Source organism: Geofilum rubicundum JCM 15548, assembly GCF_000974365.1.
GTDB lineage: Bacteria > Bacteroidota > Bacteroidia > Bacteroidales > Marinilabiliaceae > Geofilum > Geofilum rubicundum.
In genome coordinates, this window is sequence record NZ_BAZW01000028.1 from 1 (window position 1) to 16,606 (window position 16,606).

A 16,606-nucleotide genomic window follows, 5' to 3' on the forward strand; every position below is an offset into this window, starting at 1 on the left:
AATTAATCCCGTTTCTCCTACTCGATTTTTTACGTTCCCGCAACCGACAGCGGTTACGGGAGTCTTCACAAAGTATTTGCTATCCTTCGGAAAAGTTATTAATTACTTGCAAACTATTTTTTGCCATTTAGTGCGTTTTTAGCATGGATTTTCTGATCTCGTTGATTCTCTCCAGTCCCCGCGCACAAGGCCAGGAAAAGCGGTGTTCGTCATCATTCTTCGGCAATTTTAGCGCCAGCCCGTACGGCATTGTTTTTTTTACTGTAAATTTCTATTGCAAAAAACAAAGCCGTACGCCCTTTGGGTGCTTCGCAGGCTGTCACAAAAATCGCGCTCATCATTCTTCCTCACGGCTGCTCCTTTGTCTGCTTTGGCCACTTGTTCCATAACTCCGTTCGTGCCTCTCTTCGTTATGTTCCAAGCCGCCACGCATCCAACCGCAGCCTGTGTTGGGCTCGCCTGCGGGTCGCCCCCGGCTTCAGGCCTGTCACGCTTTTTGCAAAAGCCCTGTACCTGCAGTCGTTAAATCCCGGGAGCTCGCTTCGTTCGTTCCTCACTCATTGGTTGCTCCCGGTCTTCAACCACTTCGGTACCGCACGCAAGCGTGCCTGTTTCGGTCCTCTCCACTCCACCTCGCGCACAGGCATTCCGCCTTCCGGAAGCATGAGGTTCCGCAATTTCGCGTTTTTAGCCAGGTCCATATTGCCAGCAGTTACATTTCGTTGCAGCTGTTACTATATTGCTGTGCGGAACCTTCATTGCTCCCGATGCGGCTCCATTTCTTGGCCGACTGGTCGTTACGATGACCTCAAGCGGCACCCTTGCTTTAGCCGCCCGCAGGCAAAAAGCGCGCCAGGCCTTCGGCTGCCGGCAGTTGCCATCCATCGCCCTTCGGGCTTTCTGTCTGGCACCGGGGGCTCCACTCGCAGTCGGCTCGCACTTCGTTCCTTCGCTTCGGTGCAACCCGTTCGTTCCTCACTCATTGCACCTTTCGCCCCACCGCTTGCTCAAGGCTGTTTTTCCTTACCCGCAGTTTCTTCTATCTGCAGATTGCTTACTTCGAAGAAAAAAGCAGAAGTTTTCGTTTCTGAGGTAAACACCTACATTAACCGCTTCGGGCAAGTTAATCCCACCGTCCCACCACACGCAAGGTTATATGAATTTTAAAGGAAAAACAGGGCTTTCCTTCTTGTTTGGTAGGTTGTGTAAAGTTTTTCCTTTAAAAACCTTGCCCTCCCTCGCTGGATTTTGGGGTTGCCTACGCGGTTAAAATAGCTTGTTGCGTAATGATTGGTGTGGCATGCTGCTTAGCAAATGGACTTCTGATAGCGAAATCTTTAGTCAATTTTCTCATCTGAACCCAGTTGGTTTGAAGAAGCTCTTTTTCACTGATACCTTTCCGATGGTTATTAAATTTAAACTAAAGAAGTTATGGCGAATTTTAAACTTGCTATTGAAAAGGTCCTCCGTCATGAAGGAGGTTATGTACACGACCTGGTTGACTTGGGAGGGGAAACCTATAAGGCATTGCCCGGAACATCCATCCCCATTGGGCAGGATGGGTGGATATAGACGATTTTAAACGCTTACCGGGTTTTCCCGGAAACATTGTCAGCGGGAAGGACCTGGACCTAAAGGTGGAGGATTTCTACCGGCATAATTTCTGGGATCCTATTCGGGGGGATCAGATTTGCAATCAGCAGATGGCAGAATCCTTATTTGATTTTTGTGTGAATGCTGGTGTAAGGACTGGAGTGGCTATTGCCCAAGGTGTTTTGGAAGTATCTACCGATGGGGTAGTGGGACCGGTTACCCTGGGACGCTTGAATGCCATTGATGGGGACTTTTTCCTGGCTGCTTTTACATTAGGGAAGATTGCCAGATACATTCACCTGGTGAAGAAACGGCCGGCTAACAGCCGGTTTTTCTACGGATGGGTGCGCAGGGCAATGGGGGATATTTAATGGTTGTTGAATTTAAAAATTTAAGACATGAATTTGATTTCAAAGATTTTTGCTGGTACAAAGGATGGGGGACTGGTATCTTCCACTGGAACTATTGTTGACAGTCTTACTACCACGAAGGGGGAGAAGATGCAGTTGGATTTGGAGCTCAGGAAGGCGGAATGGGGTTACATCAACGAGGCCCGTAGGTTGGAGAATGAGGAGAGAGGTTTGATTCTTCAGGATAAGGATTCTGCCCGGAAGATGCACCGGCAGGTGCAGATGAGTGATAAGGCCAGTCGGCTCAATAAGAATGTGTCTGCTTACCTGGCGCTGATTACTACGGCTCTTTCTTTTGCCTTGTTTTTTGTAATTCTGTTTTTTCCGGAGCAGCTGCAGGAAGGAGGTCAGGACATCATCATTTACATCCTGGGTGTGTTGAGTGCCATCGTTACCCAGGTCTTTAGTTTTTACTTTGGTTCTTCTTTGGGCAAGGAGGAGGGAAGCCCTGGCACGCCCTAACCGATAAAAGGCCCCTTGGTTTCCCAAGGAGCCTTTCTCTCAAACATCAAAACCATCACCCATTGGTGATTTTTCTTTAGTGGCGTTTCGCGATGAGGTGTTTTTGCTAAACACCTTTTGAGCAGCATGGATATCAGAAAGCTCACCAGTGTACCGACTATCGACAGGATAACTGTTACCATCAGATCCGCTACCGAAATATTCACCACAACACTGGTCAATGTTCCTCCCAAAAATCCGGCTTGCTGGCTGCGCTCGATGTGGTACAGTGGGAGCATTACTCTACTGCTACAATCCGCAGAGCATTTCTGGCGCCGTTGTTCAGCTTATACAGCTGACCATTGACTTCCTGCCAGAAGGTCAATCCCAACATGACCAATCCGGTACCACCTTCCACTACCGGCACTTCTACGTTCAGGGTAATACCCTCATGCTCAATTTCGGATAGGTCGAAAGTGTCACTTTGGGCGCTGGCCACAGATGAGGGCAGGTCGTTGAAGTTGAAGTTTCCGGCTACCATGACCAGCTGGGCATGGGTGGCGGACTCTGGTTTGCGGATGCTGGTGGATGGACTGAAAGCTTCCAGTTCTGCATTGGCAATCCCCTCAGCAACCTGGGTGGTATAACGGCCCAGGAAAATTCCATCCAGGTTGGATCCACTGTTGAATTCAAAGCCGGCTAAAATTCCCAGCTCGCCACCCATCACATTGCGTTCGCCCCGGACAGACTCAGGGTCGCTCTTTAACACCTTGGAAAGTGCGGAAGTCAGCCGTCCGCTCATGCCTCGGTCTGCAGTTAAAAAGATGTGCTCGCTGAAAGCATCTCGCAGCAATTTGCCGGCTTTCACAGAACGTTGAAATTCGCGACCGTTTTCCCTGGTGCGCTCAAACCTAGGATCGGTTCTGATGCGTTCGCCATCCACCCCACCTTTGGTTCTGGCGAGATACTCGCCACCACTTTTGTAAAAGGACAGATCACCAACCCGCCCTTTCAACTTGATAAAACTTACTTGCCTTGCCATAATACTAGGTTTAGTGACTTAATTCTGAGCCAAACTAATCGTTTGTTGCAGGTAAATCAAATGACGATGGGTGAAATGTACCAAGGTGAGAAAGAAGGGATAAGTTGGCAGGTACTTCTTTAATTTATAGTTCCGATTGGTAAACAAGAGTTATCCTCGCTGCAACTTCGATGACCTTGTATGGTTTGTGTATATAATACGTATGGATGGTGTAATGTTTAGTTAGCTCAAGTAAGAGAGCTACCAATTCTCGGTTGTAAAACCTTGTTTACCCTTTTTTTATCGAGTTGTAAATGAGGTTAAAAGCCTTTTGGAGGTAGGTCATATGTAGAAGATGATGAAGAAAAGCATCAAAATTATCCCGAAGTTTCGGGGTTGAAAATTTTAATTGTAGAAGACGATGAAATTTCTGATTTGCTCATTTTAAATATGTTGGAAAAGATAAGCCATCGCGTTTTACATTCAGTGACCGGACTTGAAGCCATTGAAACGTGTAGAAATAATCCTGACCTTGACCTTGTTCTGATGGATATTAGAATGTCTGATATGAATGGATTTGAGGCGACTCGTCAAATCCGTCAATTTAACAAGGAAATTGTCATTATAGCTCAGACAGCCTTTGGACTATCTGGCGACAGAGAGAAGGCAATTGAAGCAGGTTGCAACGATTATATTGCAAAACCCATCAACATAGATGAATTATTGACATTAATACAAAAGTATTTCAAGAAATAATTTAAAGTAAACATGTGATTAAACAACAGAGAAAAAAGCTCTTGACAATAATATATAGGAGTCTGAGAGGTCGGCACGGCTTGTCCCGGGAATTGGGAACCCAGCGATGACTCTCGGTTGAATTGCATGCCGGTAGAAATGTAGACCCCAGAGATTGATTAACTTATATTCCTGTACTCATTTGGTGTGAATCCAACTTTCTGCTTAAATAATCGATTAAAATGCTGCGGGTATTTAAAGCCTAATTCATAGGCTACCTCACTAATGGATTTATTGGTGTCAAATACGCGCTCCTTAGCAACTTCAATAACTTTGTTTTGAATGAACTCCTGAGCCGATTTGCCTGTTTGTTTTTTGATAAGGTCACCAAAATAGTTTGCCGACAAATTCAAGTTTTCTGCACAATAAGCCACTGTGGGCAAACCAATAAGCTGAGCAAGGTCGCCCCGGAAATAGTCATTCAAAAGGACTTCGAATTTTTCTAAAATTCCTTTGTTAACGTCTTCACGTGTAATAAATTGCCTGTCGTAAAAACGCTCACAATAGCTTAAGAATAATTCAATATTAGTAGCAATCAACTTTTTACTGTGCTTGTCGACACCAAGCTCCAACTCAGAATTCATTTTAGAAAACATATCCAAAACCAATAATCGTTCTTTATCTGACAGGTGCACTGCTTCATTGGTGCTATAATTAAAAAAATGATAGGATTTAATGGTTTTTCCTAGTGTTGTGCCATGTAATAAATCCGGATGAAATACTAATCCATGACCCATTGGCTGATAGGGTTCAGTTTTATTGGCAACATCAACAACCTGACCGGGTGAAACAAAAACCAATGTTCCTTTTTGATAATCGTAGTAATTTCGTCCGTAAATTAAATCGCCACATTTTACATCTTTAAGAAAAATACAATACAGACCGAAGTACATTTTTTTTCCTGTTCGCACGTCAGCTTTCGAAAAATCAATTACACTTACTAAAGGATGAAGTGTTTCGTGATTGTTAAAATCATTATAATCACTTATGGTTTCAAATGTTATCATATCCTATTGATTTCAAATAAATTATTCATACAAATCTACGTAATAATTCATTGGAAAGAATAGCATAATGGCGATATCAGTAATAATGGTTATAAATACAGTAATTCATATACTGACCTTCTTTCCTTTTAGCCATACCTTTGTTTTGTAAGAAATTAGGCAAATTAAAACCGTTTTTGACTATGAATACAAATCCAAAAAAATTACAATTAACTAAGTTGATATTGCTCGCAATTTCAATTATAGTTTTTACCCAATGTACCACCAAGGATAATTCTATAATTATTCATGAACAAGGAAGTTTTACAGTTGGAGGTTCTGTAATTACAAACCCCGGAACATTTAATCCATATAATCCAACTCCAGAGGGGCAATCTTTACATGGCGACCATGCCTATGTTTTCTATCAAATCCCTACGGATGCCCGCAAATATCCGCTGGTCATGTGGCACGGTTTCGGACAGTTTTCAAAAACGTGGGAAACCACTCCTGATGGACGTGAAGGTTATCAGAACATTTTTTTGCGTAAGCGATTTCCTGTTTATTTAATTGACCAGCCAAGAAGAGGTGATGCAGGACGAAGTACAGTTTCCGCATCAATTAACCCAATTCCTGATGAACAGCAGTGGTTTGGAACATTTCGTATCGGTATATGGCCGGACTATTTTGAAGGTGTCCAATTTGCACGTGACAAACAAACCTTGGAGCAATATTTCCGTAGCATGACCCCTGATATAGGTGCAATTGATGTTAATGTCAATGCCGAAGCCGTATCAGAACTATTCGATAAAATTGGTCAGGGTATTTTGATTACACATTCGCACTCGGGTGGTATGGGCTGGTTAACGGCCATTAAGAATCAAAATATTTCCGCCATTGTTTCTTATGAACCTGGAAGTGGTTTTTTATTTCCCGAAGGGGAAGTGCCTGCACCAATGTCAAGCGCCGGAGGAACTCTTGAAGCTTTTGATATTCCCATGCAGGACTTTATGAAATTAACACAAATTCCAATTGTTATTTACTATGGCGATTTCATCCCAGAAGAACTAAATTCAAATCCCGGACAGGATGGTTGGCGTGTGCGTATGGAAATGGCGAGACTCTGGCGCGATTGTGTAAATAAATATGGGGGCGATGTTACCGTGGTGCATCTGCCGGAATTAGGAGTTAAGGGCAATACCCATTTCCCGTTTTCAGATTTAAACAATGTCGAAATCGCCGATTTAATGTCAGAATGGCTAAGAGATAAAGGATTAGATAACTAAAGGAAAGTATGAAAACAGTAAAATTAAACAACGGAATAGAAATGCCCATCCTCGGTTTTGGGGTGTTTCAAATGGCAGACTTAAAGGAATGCGAAAATAGTGTGCTAACAGCTATTGAGACTGGTTACAGGTTAATTGATACAGCTGCAATTTATTTGAATGAGACAGCTGTTGGAAATGCTATCAAAAGCAGTAGTGTTGCCAGGGAAGACCTCTTTATTACGACCAAAGTTTGGGTACAGGATGCAGGATACGAGAAAACAAAAATGGCTTTCGAAAAATCATTAAACAAATTACAACTCGATTATCTTGATTTGTATTTGATTCATCAGCCTTATGGCGATGTGCATGGTTCGTGGCGTGCAATGGAAGAATTGTATAAAGAGGGGAAAATACGAGCCATTGGCCTAAGTAATTTCCACCCCGATAGGGTGATGGATATGATTGTTCACAACGAAATTGTTCCAACGGTCAACCAAATTGAAACGCACCCTTTTTACCAACAAACGGAAACGCAAAAATTCCTTGCTGACAATGGTGTTCAGCTTCAATCATGGGGCCCGTTTGCTGAAGGTAAAAACAACCTTTTTTCAAATGATTTGCTGGCCGAAATTGGCAAGAAATATAACAAGTCAGTGGCACAGGTTGTCCTTCGGTGGTTAACTCAGCGGGGTATTGTTGCCATTCCTAAATCAGTTCACAAAGAGAGAATTGTGCAAAACTTCAACTGCCTTGATTTTGAGTTGACATTAGAGGATATGGAGGCAATAGCTTCTTTAGATATGAATGCTACAAGCTTTTTCGATCACCGTGACCCTGAAATGGTAAAATGGTTGGGAAACAGTAAAGCTGACCTATAGTCCTGTTTAATGAAAAACTTACTCAGATGAAAATAAGAAATAAAATAGTGACAGTTATGCTTTTGGCAACCAGTATACTTGCATCTGCTCAAACTAAACTTTCCAATCCATACGGACTGGTTTATCGCGATGCAATAACCGAAAATGTACCGGGAAAAATAAATATTCACCCCGTAAAATATAATCTGAATGGGATTGAAATTGCTGCCAATATTTATACTCCGGCCAATTACGACCCTTCAAAAAGTTACCCGGCTGTTGTGGTTGCGCATCCCAACGGTGGCATTAAAGAGCAGGTAGCCGGATTGTATGCACAGCGTTTGGCGGAAACGGGGTTCATCACCATCGCAGCCGATGCAGCTTTTCAGGGTGCTAGCGGCGGAGAACCACGTAATGTGGACAAGCCTGCCTTTCGGATAGAAGACATACGGGGAATGGCAGATTTTATTACTCAATATGACGGCGTAGATGTTGGCCGTCTGGGTTTATTGGGCATTTGCGGAGGCGGTGGCTATTCATTGGCCGCAGCCCAAACCGACAAACGTTTTAAAGTCGTGGCCACCTTGAGCATGTTTAATTCAGGCGTAGTTCGGCGTAATGGTTTTATGAGTTCGCAAGTTGAAACGGTTCAGGAACGCTTAATGCAGGCTTCTGAGGCCCGTGCACAGGAAGCAGCAGGAGGTGAAGTGCTGTATACAGCCAATACTCTGATAACCGATGAGATGGCTGACAAAATGCCTTTTGACTTATATCGTGAAGGACATTATTATTACCACAGAACGCATGCCCATCCCAATTCTACTTTTAGGTACACCACGAGTAGTTTAATCGATTTGATGGCATTCGATGCTGCAACCAACATGTATTTGATTAACCAGCCCTTACTGATGATGGCCGGTAGCAAAGCAGACTCTTTTTACATGACCGACAGGGCATTCAGCCTTGCTACAGGCACTGACGAAAAGGAACTGTTTCTTATTCCGGGAGCTACACACATTCAAACCTATCATGTTCCTGAATATGTTGAACAGGCAATGGACAAACTCAATGATTTCTTTGGGAAGTATTTGTAAATATCACTAACCTATTAATGTTTAGCTCTATGAAAACAATTATAGCCGGATTGATACTTGTGTTTTTCTCTACGCAATTGTCCGTTTCACAAAGCCCTGCTAATGAACAGGAAATAATAAACCTTTCCAAAGAAAAGTGGCAGTGGATGGCCGACAAAAATGTGGATGCTTTGGCCGATCTCTTTCACGAAAAAGCCATGTTCGTGCATATGGGGGGAGCATGGGGTACCGAACAAGAACTCAATATCATCAAAGGTGGGGGTATCTGGTATAAAAAGGCTGAAATCCATGAAGTATCAGTGAATATTATTGATAACACTGCCATACTTTTAAACCGTATTACCTTGTTGGCTGAAGTTGGAGGAAATGAAGTGACCAACCCATTTGAAGTAAGCGAGGTTTATATAAAACAGGATGGAAAATGGAAATTAGGCTCATTATCATTTACACGATTGATGACGCCTTCTGGGCATTAAATATAGTTATTGCACAACAATAACAATTCGCATTATCGAACCAAGAAGGCAATGATTACAAACTCAAAAATAAATTAGGAAAGAATATGAAAACAGTTAAAAATTATTTTCTGCTGGTAGCAGTCCTGTTTTTCGTTAGTATCAATAATACTAACGCACAGGGAAAAGAATATGTGCCATTGTTAAAACTGAACAACGGTTTGGAGATGCCACAATTGGGCATAGGCACTTTTGCCATTTCATACGAACAGGCCAAAGAGGCCTGTCTTGAGGCATTTAGTAAAGGGTTTCGGCATGTGGATTGCGCCACCGCCTACCGTGTGGAGGGAGCTGTTGGAGAAGCTATGAAGGAAAGTGGTATCCCTCGTGAAGAATTTTTTATAACCAGCAAATTATGGGTTTCTGATTATGCAGATGGCAAAACCCTCGCATCAATAGACACAATTTTGAAGCGCTTCCAGACCGATTATATTGACCTGCTTTACATCCATCAACCAATTGGCGACTATGTCAATGCCTGGAAAGAGATGGAAAAGGCGGTTGCGTCAGGAAAAGTTCGTGCGTTAGGCATCAGTAATTTTGATGCCAGTAAGGAACGCTTCCATGCTATTGTTGATCACATGAAAATTAAACCTGTTGCATTGCAAATAGAATGTCATCCCTATGCGCAGCGCAATGACATACGGGAGTGGGTAAAACCTTACGATATTGTTATAGAATGTTGGTATCCACTTGGACATGGGGATGCCGGTTTGTTGTCTGACCCCGCAATTAAAACAATTGCCGATGCACATGGAAAAAGCATTGCTCAAATTATTCTCCGTTGGCATACTCAGGAGGGGTTTTCCGTAATACCCGGAGCAACAAACCCTGTTCACATCAAGGAGAACATCAGTATTTTTGATTTTGAGCTGAGTGATGAAGAAATGACAACCATGCGTTCACTAAATAAGGATAAACGATTTTTCAATGTGACCTTAGAGCAGCTTGATAGCTGGGCTGACAGATAAATGGAAGACGAATATCGTGATGCCCTCAGGAGTTTTGGCTCACAACCTTTCAAAATTTTAATGATGCAGAGTTGATTTTTTGCTGCAATTAACATAAGTTGAAGGCTAGTTATCGCAAAACAATACGACTCATTAAGCAGAAAACTATTAATTATGGGGGAAAATAAATCATTATCATCTCCACTTCAACGAATTTCGGTATTAGATTCTCTTAGGGGCTTTGCCTTATTGGGTGTAATTCTAATGCACATGCTCCAGCATTTCGGGATAGCATCATTACCCTCCCAGTCTGGAATGCTTCAATTCCCGGAGCTTGATGCTGCTTTTCAATGGATTGGCAATAATATCATAATGGGGAGGTTCATTAATGTTTTTGCCTTTCTATTCGGCTTAAGCTTTTTCATTCAAATGGACAGGGCGGCGAAAAAAGGCATTGACTTTCGCAAGAGGTTTGTTTGGAGGATGATTCTATTAATTGCTATGGGTTTATTAAGTCACTCATTTTATAATGTTGAAGTCATTTCTGTGTATGGCTTTTTTGGATTGATATTGATTCTACTGTATCGAGTTAAGAATTGGATTCTATTGACAATGGTTGCTTTCCTTTTGATAGGTGGCCCGCGTATTATACATTCAATAAATCATAACAGTACCTTAACATCAATTCAACCCGCTGAGCAGGGACAAATAACTAGCAGGGAAGCTCCTCGTGTTTTACCTGAACATTTGGCAAATCCTTCTTTCCTAAACTCTGCCAGGCATAACTATGAAGAAAGATTGCAAGGAAAGTTGAATTATCAGTTTGGATTAATGGGGCGGGGATATGTTACATTTGCGCTATTTCTTCTTGGTTTGATAATTGGGCGTATTCGGTTCTTTGAGAAGATTGTAACGCAGAGAAAACGTAATATTTATCTTTTTATTGGTTTTGTATTGGCAACCATCCTGGTTACCTGGCTCCAAAACTTATTCCCCTCGGTTCAAACCCGATTGCTGTTTAGACCAGATGGCCAATATATACCTTTTTCTGTATTACTGGTAAAAGCATTGGATGATATTAGCCTTGTTTTATTTTCAAGTGCCTTAACTGTTGGATTTATACTAATATACCAGTCCGCAAAATTTGGAAAACATCTTGAAGTATTATCACCCTACGGACGAACTGGATTGACCAATTACATTATGCAGGGAGTTTTGGGGAGTCTGATTTTTTCATTGTGGGCATTTGGGCCAGTTTTCAGCAATTGGGGACCTACAGCATTGTTTCTGTTGGGCATCTTAATTTATGCCATACAAGGTTTCTTGAGCAAATACTGGCTAAAATACTATTTGTATGGCCCTTTGGAATGGCTGTGGCGCTCTTTAACTTTTTTAAAACTTCAACCATTTAGAAAAATTAAGCTCTGAAATAAAATGTATTATCGGGCAAAATGGAAGGGTGGGTTGATTATAAAACGTTTGGAAATTTAACAAATACATAGTTGAAATGGAACGATTATTAAAAACTTTGGCCATCATTATGCTTGGTAGTATTATAAATACAATTCTGGCAAACAACCCAAAGGATGAATTTCCAATTATTAAAACTCAAGCTGGAACCGTTCGGGGTCTAATTGAAGGAGAGGTGGAAATTTTCAAAGGAATTCCTTATGCTGCCCCACCCATAGGCGAATTTCGTTGGCGTCCACCACAGCCTGTTAAGCCTTGGGACGGAATTTTCGAAGCAAACAAGTATGCTTCAAATTGCGCACAAGGAGGATGGGGAGCTGCTGCCGGAACCATTCAGGATGGTTCATCGGAAGATTGCCTATATCTCAATTTATGGCGGCCTGTCAATATCAGACCTGATGCAAAACTGCCGGTGATGGTGTGGATACATGGCGGTGCATTTGTTGGAGGCAGCGGTGCTGGGCCGGTTACTTCCGGAGAAGCGTTTGCCAAACAAGGCGTTATCTTAATGACCTTTAATTACAGGCTTGGGCGTTTGGGGCATTTTGCATTTCCTGCATTAACTAAGGAGCATCCTGACGAACACAAAGGGAGCTACGCTTTTATGGATATGATTGCTGCTCTGCAATGGGTTCATGATAATATCGCAGCTTTTGGTGGCGATCCGGGTAATGTTACCATTTTTGGTCAATCTGCTGGTGGGGTAGCTGTTCACTCGTTGTTGACAATACCTGATGCTCGTGGACTTTTTCATAAAGCAATCAGTCAATCAGGAGGTGGACGAGATGGTGTGCTTACAGGCAGGCCAATAAGAAAAGTCAATGGTGATGCTCTTTATCCTGTGTCAGCGGAAGCAATCGGGGTGAATTTTGCCCGTAAACATGGTATTGAAGGTACAGACGAAGCGGCTCTGGCCAAACTGCGTGCCCTAAGTGTCGAGCAAATTGTAGCTGGAGGTCAGGAAAATGATGGTGAGGGTGGACTAAGAATTTATTCAGGCCCGATTCTCGATGGCAAGTTGGTGACAGAAACTGCGGAGAGCGCATATAACGCTGGAAGACAAGCGAAAGTTCCTCTTATAATAGGAAGTTGTAGTGGTGAAGTTGGTAGTGCATTTGTTAATTTGAATGATACAAAGGAGGCTCTGTTTTCTTCGTTTGGTGAATTACAAGAGGAAGCAAAGTCTGTCTATGACCCTGACGGTAACAAAGAATTCGCTGAGGTTGTTACAAAGTTCAATACAGATTGGGTATGGGCTGAACCTGCCCGGTTTACTGCAAGGGCTTTTGTTGGTAACCAAAAACCGGTTTACGTTTACCAATTCGGGTACGTCCCAGAGTCTATGAAGAATTGGATGCGTTATGGTGCCGGACATGGAGCCGAGATTGGGTTTGTATTCAACAACCTGACAAATCGCGATGGATCGCCAGTGGCCAACAAAGACCTAGAGCTGGCCAAAACAATGAATGCGTATTGGGTGAACTTTGCCAAAACAGGAAATCCAAATGGAGAAGGCCTTCCGGATTGGCCACTTTATGATACTCAAAAAGAAGAAATTCTGGACGTTGAATTGGAAGGTAATGCAATAGCGAAACCTGAACCCCGGAAAGAAAGATTGGATGTTATAGAAAAGGCCTTCAAGTTTAGAGACCGGATACAAAATCGTGGTGGAATATAAAAAATAATGATATGAACTTATGTAATTTTCTAAAAATTGGTGTTGCATTATGCTTTCTAAGCTTTCAACTCAATGCTCAAAATGATATGACTACTAGTCGGCAGCTCACATTGAAACAGCAAAACATTGTTGCCATTGCAGCACTCACAGCCCAAGGCGAACTGCAAACTTTAAAACCTGCATTAAACGCTGGTTTGCAGGCTGGCTTGACCATCAATGAAATAAAGGAAATAATGGTGCATCTGTATGCCTATTGCGGATTTCCTCGCAGTATTCGTGGTTTGCAGACATTAATGGAAGTACTTGATGAGCGAAAGGCAAAAGGAATTGAAGATGAATTGGGGGCGGATGCCTCTCCAATAAATGATGAACGAAGTAAATATGACCGAGGGAAAGCAAATTTGGAGGAACTAGTCGGTAGGCAGTTAAACGAGCCACAAACCGGTTATGCCGCCTTTGCTCCGATAATTGAAGTTTTTCTCAAAGAGCATTTGTTTGCCGCTATTTTTGACCGCGATGTTTTGTCCTTTACCGAACGGGAACTAGTAACCATCTCGGTCATAAGCGCAATTGGCGGTGCCGAACCAATGCTTAAAAGTCATTTGGCCATTTGCCTTAATTTAGGTTTAAGCCCACAACAATTGATTGAATTTGTTAGTATTATAAAATCAACTGTGGGTAAAAAAGAGGCAAAGTCGGCTCACCTTGTTTTAAATGAAATTCTTAGCTCCAGATAACTAATAAACCTATTTGATAATGAAGAATATTTTTAAATACAGCTTATTTTTTTTGGTAATTCTTGTTGCATCGTGCAATATGAAAAAAAGCACCAATGAATCCCTTGCGCTAAACGAACTTTGTTTTCCCAAGGGTGAATTATTAAACAGTCCTAATTTTTCCGGCACAGTATGGTTAAACATGATGGGAGCCAAAGACACTACTTTACATGCCAGTTATGGTAATGTAACTTTTGAGCCGGGAGCAAGAACTAACTGGCATTCACATCCGGGAGGTCAAGTCCTTTTTATCACCAAAGGAAAGGGCTATTATCAGGCAAAAGGGCAACCCTCCCAATTGTTGCAAAAGGGCGATTTTGTGGAAATCCAACCCAATATAGTTCATTGGCATGGAGCTGCTCCCGATATCGAATTTGCACATATTGCTGTTAGCCTTAACACTGATTTAGGTGGGGCAGTCTGGTTAAGTACTGTGCTTGAAGAAGAATACAATGAAGCAACAAAGTAAAATGCATTCATAATAATGAACAAGAGAAAGTTAGGAAGTCAAGGTTTAGAAGTCTCTCAAATGGGATTAGGCTGTATGGGCTTAAGTTATGGTTATGGGAAGCCTACAAATAAAAAAGAAGCAATAGAATTACTCAGAAAGGCCTACGAACTAGGAATCACTTTTTTTGATACTGCTGAAATATACGGCCCCTTTCTTAACGAGGAAGTTGTTGGTGAGGCAATAGACCCATTTCGAAATGAAGTAGTAATTGCTACGAAATTTGGATTTAACTATGTTGATGGGCAACCTGCTGGTTTAAACAGTAGACCGGAGTACATTCGACAGAGAGTTGAAGGCTCTTTGAAACGGCTTAATGTAGAAACGATTGATTTGCTTTATCAACACCGTATAGACCCCAATGTTCCTATTGAAGAGGTAGCTGGTACAGTTAAAGATTTAATTCGTGAAGGTAAAGTCAAATACTTTGGCCTATCAGAAGCTGGAGCCTCTAATATTCGCAAGGCTCATGCTGTTCAGCCGGTGTCTGCACTACAAAGCGAATACTCCTTATGGTGGCGTGAACCAGAGATTAAATCATTTAAAACACTGGCGGAATTAGAAATTGGATTTGTACCTTTCAGTCCATTGGGTAAAGGCTTCTTAACAGGTAAGATTGATGTAAATACGGAGTTTTCAAAGAATGACTTTCGTAGGAGTATTCCGCGTTTTAATGAAGAAAATAGAAAAGCTAATTTAGCTTTGGTTGGATTGGTTAAACAGATCGCTCAACAAAAAAATGCAACCCCTGCACAAATAGCATTAGCATGGATCTTTGAACAAAAGCCCTGGATTGTACCTATTCCTGGAACAACCAAAACTCATCGTTTACAGAAAATGCTGGCTCAATTAACGTAAAATTAACTCCTGAGGATATAATTGAAATACAGAATGCAATTGATAAAATTGATATTATTGGTCATCGGTACTCAGAAAGCAGTGAGAAAATGGTAGATAATAGTTAATCTGATTTCATTTTTAAAGCCTTCCGGTAGAGTATTTTTTTGGCAGTAATGCCAAATTTTCATATCTTTAGCACTGGGTTAGGGTTAAGGTTAAACGGGTCGTCAGAATGCTGACGGCCCACCTTTTTTTATAAAGCTTCCTTATTCCACGGTTCTTTTCACCCCTTCATTTTTTGTTTTTTTTTAACAGCGGTAACAAGGCGATCAAAGAGGCATTGCGGCCCCAAAGCGGGCATATTGATAATCCTGTGTCTTAATGTGGTGAGTTATCCAGTCTTTGATAAAATTGGTTATCTCTACACTCATCAGTAACTTTCCACTTTTGTACTTCGAATAAAAATCACTGGTTTTTAATTCAAATGCTCGATGTTCTTGTTTGTGCTTTTCTATACCCGGAAATTTTATTGCTTCCATATGCTTTTCCTCGTTGTCAAAGTGTGTTTTGGCATATTTTATAAGGTCTTCAATCAATTTAAACATTCTCTCTTTGGGTTCACTATTCTGAATTCCAAGATAAAACTGGTTGAGAGCGTGGAAAAGGGCTTGGTGCTCCTGATCAAGTTGTGCATGGTTAACGCTGAAACCTGAGGTCCATTGAATCATCGCCGGTTAGTTTAGTAGTTCACAATTAATCATTGAATTGAGCATATTGCTGATCTTCACCTTTAATGTGGTTCACCAGCCAGGTCTTTAAAAAATTGGTGACTTCTAAAGAAAGAATCATTTTGTCTTCTCTAATACGCTGGTAAAACTCAGTAATCTTAGCTTCATAGGCGCGATGTTTTTCCTGATGCTCGGACAATTTGGGATAGTTAATTGATTTCATGAATTTTTCCTCACTGGCAAAGTGATATTTGGTATAGTCCAGCATGGCAGTTACCAGTTCAATTAGTTTTTCTTTCGGCTTTTTTTCAATCAACCCTTGATAGAAATTGTTCAGGATTTCAATCCATTTTTGGTGTTCTGCATCCAATGCTTCGTTCTTCACCGACAAGTCGGCCGTCCATGTAACAGGCATATTCTTTCTTTTTGTGGTTATTTTATTGCTTTTATGTACGAGGAATGGAGCGTTAGGTTTCCTTGTTTTTTCAACTTTGAAATAAAATTTGACGAAAGTTTGATTACCTGAGTTATTCTTGTTGAAGAATGCTAAACCTTTGCCTAGTCTGTCGCATCTTCCCTGAAATCGAAGATCCAACTTAATTTGCAGATGGTAATTGAAAGTCAATAAAGAAACTGAAACAGTTATTTCCCAGTCCCTTGAAAAAATGCCTCGTAA

General features: G+C 41.6%; 19 protein-coding genes and 1 pseudogene. 14 read left to right on the top strand and 6 right to left on the bottom strand.

The window, feature by feature from the left end; translation table 11 throughout:
* Positions 1-687 precede the first annotated feature (687 nt).
* Positions 688-963: a hypothetical protein gene (locus JCM15548_RS21705; protein WP_157482736.1), complete on the bottom strand. Its 276-nt coding sequence runs from the start codon at positions 961-963 to the stop codon at positions 688-690.
* Between the two features lie 468 nt (positions 964-1,431).
* Between JCM15548_RS21705 and JCM15548_RS25995 the strand changes: the two are divergent.
* From JCM15548_RS25995 to JCM15548_RS12500, 3 genes and pseudogenes are all read left to right on the top strand, one after another.
* Positions 1,432-1,682 (top strand): annotated as a pseudogene (locus JCM15548_RS25995) (glycosyl hydrolase 108 family protein); the annotation flags it as partial.
* 21 nt (positions 1,683-1,703) lie between these two features.
* On the top strand, positions 1,704-1,964 hold the full coding sequence (locus JCM15548_RS26000) for a putative peptidoglycan-binding domain-containing protein (protein ID WP_305047391.1): 261 nt from the start codon (positions 1,704-1,706) through the stop codon (positions 1,962-1,964).
* A 27-nt stretch (positions 1,965-1,991) separates the two neighbouring features.
* Complete coding sequence (locus tag JCM15548_RS12500) at positions 1,992-2,465, top strand: hypothetical protein (protein WP_062125867.1); 474 nt, start codon at positions 1,992-1,994, stop codon at positions 2,463-2,465.
* On the opposite strand, the gene JCM15548_RS12505 is transcribed toward JCM15548_RS12500, so the two are convergent.
* Positions 2,462-2,743: a hypothetical protein gene (locus JCM15548_RS12505; RefSeq protein ID WP_062125870.1), complete on the bottom strand. Its 282-nt coding sequence runs from the start codon at positions 2,741-2,743 to the stop codon at positions 2,462-2,464. The genes JCM15548_RS12500 and JCM15548_RS12505 overlap by 4 nt on opposite strands.
* Positions 2,743-3,486 carry a hypothetical protein gene (locus tag JCM15548_RS12510; RefSeq protein WP_062125873.1) on the bottom strand — a complete coding sequence of 248 codons (744 nt, stop codon included), beginning with the start codon at positions 3,484-3,486 and terminating at the stop codon, positions 2,743-2,745. The genes JCM15548_RS12505 and JCM15548_RS12510 overlap by 1 nt, the downstream gene beginning before the upstream one ends.
* A gap of 375 nt (positions 3,487-3,861) precedes the next feature.
* Here JCM15548_RS12510 and JCM15548_RS12515 point away from each other — a divergent pair, with 375 nt between their 5' ends.
* Entirely contained in the window at positions 3,862-4,221 is a 360-nt protein-coding gene (locus JCM15548_RS12515; RefSeq protein WP_062125878.1) for a response regulator, read from the top strand.
* 158 nt (positions 4,222-4,379) lie between these two features.
* Here JCM15548_RS12515 and JCM15548_RS12520 read toward each other — a convergent pair whose 3' ends face one another.
* Complete coding sequence (locus JCM15548_RS12520) at positions 4,380-5,267, bottom strand: helix-turn-helix domain-containing protein (RefSeq protein WP_062125880.1); 888 nt, start codon at positions 5,265-5,267, stop codon at positions 4,380-4,382.
* A 182-nt stretch (positions 5,268-5,449) separates the two neighbouring features.
* Between JCM15548_RS12520 and JCM15548_RS12525 the strand changes: the two genes are divergently transcribed.
* The 10 genes from JCM15548_RS12525 (at position 5,450) to JCM15548_RS12570 (ending at position 15,220) form a co-directional block, all read left to right on the top strand.
* Complete coding sequence (locus tag JCM15548_RS12525; RefSeq protein ID WP_062125882.1) at positions 5,450-6,532, top strand: alpha/beta hydrolase; 1,083 nt, start codon at positions 5,450-5,452, stop codon at positions 6,530-6,532.
* 8 nt (positions 6,533-6,540) lie between these two features.
* Positions 6,541-7,392: an aldo/keto reductase gene (locus JCM15548_RS12530; RefSeq protein WP_062125885.1), complete on the top strand. Its 852-nt coding sequence runs from the start codon at positions 6,541-6,543 to the stop codon at positions 7,390-7,392.
* 26 nt (positions 7,393-7,418) lie between these two features.
* The gene (locus JCM15548_RS12535) at positions 7,419-8,465 is read left to right on the top strand and encodes an alpha/beta hydrolase (protein ID WP_062125888.1); all 1,047 of its coding nucleotides are present in this window, start codon (positions 7,419-7,421) and stop codon (positions 8,463-8,465) included.
* 29 nt (positions 8,466-8,494) lie between these two features.
* Positions 8,495-8,941 (top strand): nuclear transport factor 2 family protein, encoded by a 447-nt coding sequence (locus tag JCM15548_RS12540; protein ID WP_062125891.1) that lies wholly within the window; start codon positions 8,495-8,497, stop codon positions 8,939-8,941.
* Between the two features lie 86 nt (positions 8,942-9,027).
* Complete coding sequence (locus JCM15548_RS12545) at positions 9,028-9,951, top strand: aldo/keto reductase (protein WP_083985126.1); 924 nt, start codon at positions 9,028-9,030, stop codon at positions 9,949-9,951.
* A 153-nt stretch (positions 9,952-10,104) separates the two neighbouring features.
* The gene (locus tag JCM15548_RS12550) at positions 10,105-11,358 is read left to right on the top strand and encodes a DUF418 domain-containing protein (RefSeq protein WP_062125894.1); all 1,254 of its coding nucleotides are present in this window, start codon (positions 10,105-10,107) and stop codon (positions 11,356-11,358) included.
* 79 nt (positions 11,359-11,437) lie between these two features.
* Complete coding sequence (locus JCM15548_RS12555) at positions 11,438-13,078, top strand: carboxylesterase/lipase family protein (RefSeq protein WP_062125898.1); 1,641 nt, start codon at positions 11,438-11,440, stop codon at positions 13,076-13,078.
* Between the two features lie 11 nt (positions 13,079-13,089).
* Positions 13,090-13,815 (top strand): carboxymuconolactone decarboxylase family protein, encoded by a 726-nt coding sequence (locus tag JCM15548_RS12560; RefSeq protein ID WP_062125901.1) that lies wholly within the window; start codon positions 13,090-13,092, stop codon positions 13,813-13,815.
* A gap of 19 nt (positions 13,816-13,834) precedes the next feature.
* Entirely contained in the window at positions 13,835-14,323 is a 489-nt protein-coding gene (locus JCM15548_RS12565; protein ID WP_227625775.1) for a cupin domain-containing protein, read from the top strand.
* Positions 14,324-14,338: 15 nt separating this feature from the next.
* Positions 14,339-15,220: an aldo/keto reductase gene (locus tag JCM15548_RS12570; RefSeq protein ID WP_227625776.1), complete on the top strand. Its 882-nt coding sequence runs from the start codon at positions 14,339-14,341 to the stop codon at positions 15,218-15,220.
* Positions 15,221-15,531: 311 nt separating this feature from the next.
* Here the strand turns inward: JCM15548_RS12570 and JCM15548_RS12575 are convergent, their stop codons facing one another.
* Together JCM15548_RS12575 and JCM15548_RS12580 are read right to left on the bottom strand one after the other, a co-directional pair.
* Positions 15,532-15,930 carry a bacteriohemerythrin gene (locus JCM15548_RS12575; protein WP_062125904.1) on the bottom strand — a complete coding sequence of 133 codons (399 nt, stop codon included), beginning with the start codon at positions 15,928-15,930 and terminating at the stop codon, positions 15,532-15,534.
* A gap of 25 nt (positions 15,931-15,955) precedes the next feature.
* On the bottom strand, positions 15,956-16,345 hold the full coding sequence (locus JCM15548_RS12580; protein WP_062125907.1) for a bacteriohemerythrin: 390 nt from the start codon (positions 16,343-16,345) through the stop codon (positions 15,956-15,958).
* Positions 16,346-16,606: the final 261 nt, after the last annotated feature.

What these genes read in the sequence shown, in the direction of transcription:
- JCM15548_RS26000 (WP_305047391.1), top strand. Translation starts at nt 1,704, where the DNA reads ATGGCAGAATCCTTATTTGATTTTTGTGTGAATGCTGGTGTAAGGACT.
- JCM15548_RS12500 (WP_062125867.1), top strand. Translation starts at nt 1,992, where the DNA reads ATGAATTTGATTTCAAAGATTTTTGCTGGTACAAAGGATGGGGGACTG.
- JCM15548_RS12505 (WP_062125870.1), bottom strand. Translation starts at nt 2,743, where the DNA reads ATGCTCCCACTGTACCACATCGAGCGCAGCCAGCAAGCCGGATTTTTG.
- JCM15548_RS12510 (WP_062125873.1), bottom strand. Translation starts at nt 3,486, where the DNA reads ATGGCAAGGCAAGTAAGTTTTATCAAGTTGAAAGGGCGGGTTGGTGAT.
- JCM15548_RS12520 (WP_062125880.1), bottom strand. Translation starts at nt 5,267, where the DNA reads ATGATAACATTTGAAACCATAAGTGATTATAATGATTTTAACAATCAC.
- JCM15548_RS12525 (WP_062125882.1), top strand. Translation starts at nt 5,450, where the DNA reads ATGAATACAAATCCAAAAAAATTACAATTAACTAAGTTGATATTGCTC.
- JCM15548_RS12530 (WP_062125885.1), top strand. Translation starts at nt 6,541, where the DNA reads ATGAAAACAGTAAAATTAAACAACGGAATAGAAATGCCCATCCTCGGT.
- JCM15548_RS12535 (WP_062125888.1), top strand. Translation starts at nt 7,419, where the DNA reads ATGAAAATAAGAAATAAAATAGTGACAGTTATGCTTTTGGCAACCAGT.
- JCM15548_RS12540 (WP_062125891.1), top strand. Translation starts at nt 8,495, where the DNA reads ATGAAAACAATTATAGCCGGATTGATACTTGTGTTTTTCTCTACGCAA.
- JCM15548_RS12545 (WP_083985126.1), top strand. Translation starts at nt 9,028, where the DNA reads ATGAAAACAGTTAAAAATTATTTTCTGCTGGTAGCAGTCCTGTTTTTC.
- JCM15548_RS12550 (WP_062125894.1), top strand. Translation starts at nt 10,105, where the DNA reads ATGGGGGAAAATAAATCATTATCATCTCCACTTCAACGAATTTCGGTA.
- JCM15548_RS12555 (WP_062125898.1), top strand. Translation starts at nt 11,438, where the DNA reads ATGGAACGATTATTAAAAACTTTGGCCATCATTATGCTTGGTAGTATT.
- JCM15548_RS12560 (WP_062125901.1), top strand. Translation starts at nt 13,090, where the DNA reads ATGAACTTATGTAATTTTCTAAAAATTGGTGTTGCATTATGCTTTCTA.
- JCM15548_RS12565 (WP_227625775.1), top strand. Translation starts at nt 13,835, where the DNA reads ATGAAGAATATTTTTAAATACAGCTTATTTTTTTTGGTAATTCTTGTT.
- JCM15548_RS12570 (WP_227625776.1), top strand. Translation starts at nt 14,339, where the DNA reads ATGAACAAGAGAAAGTTAGGAAGTCAAGGTTTAGAAGTCTCTCAAATG.
- JCM15548_RS12575 (WP_062125904.1), bottom strand. Translation starts at nt 15,930, where the DNA reads ATGATTCAATGGACCTCAGGTTTCAGCGTTAACCATGCACAACTTGAT.
- JCM15548_RS12580 (WP_062125907.1), bottom strand. Translation starts at nt 16,345, where the DNA reads ATGCCTGTTACATGGACGGCCGACTTGTCGGTGAAGAACGAAGCATTG.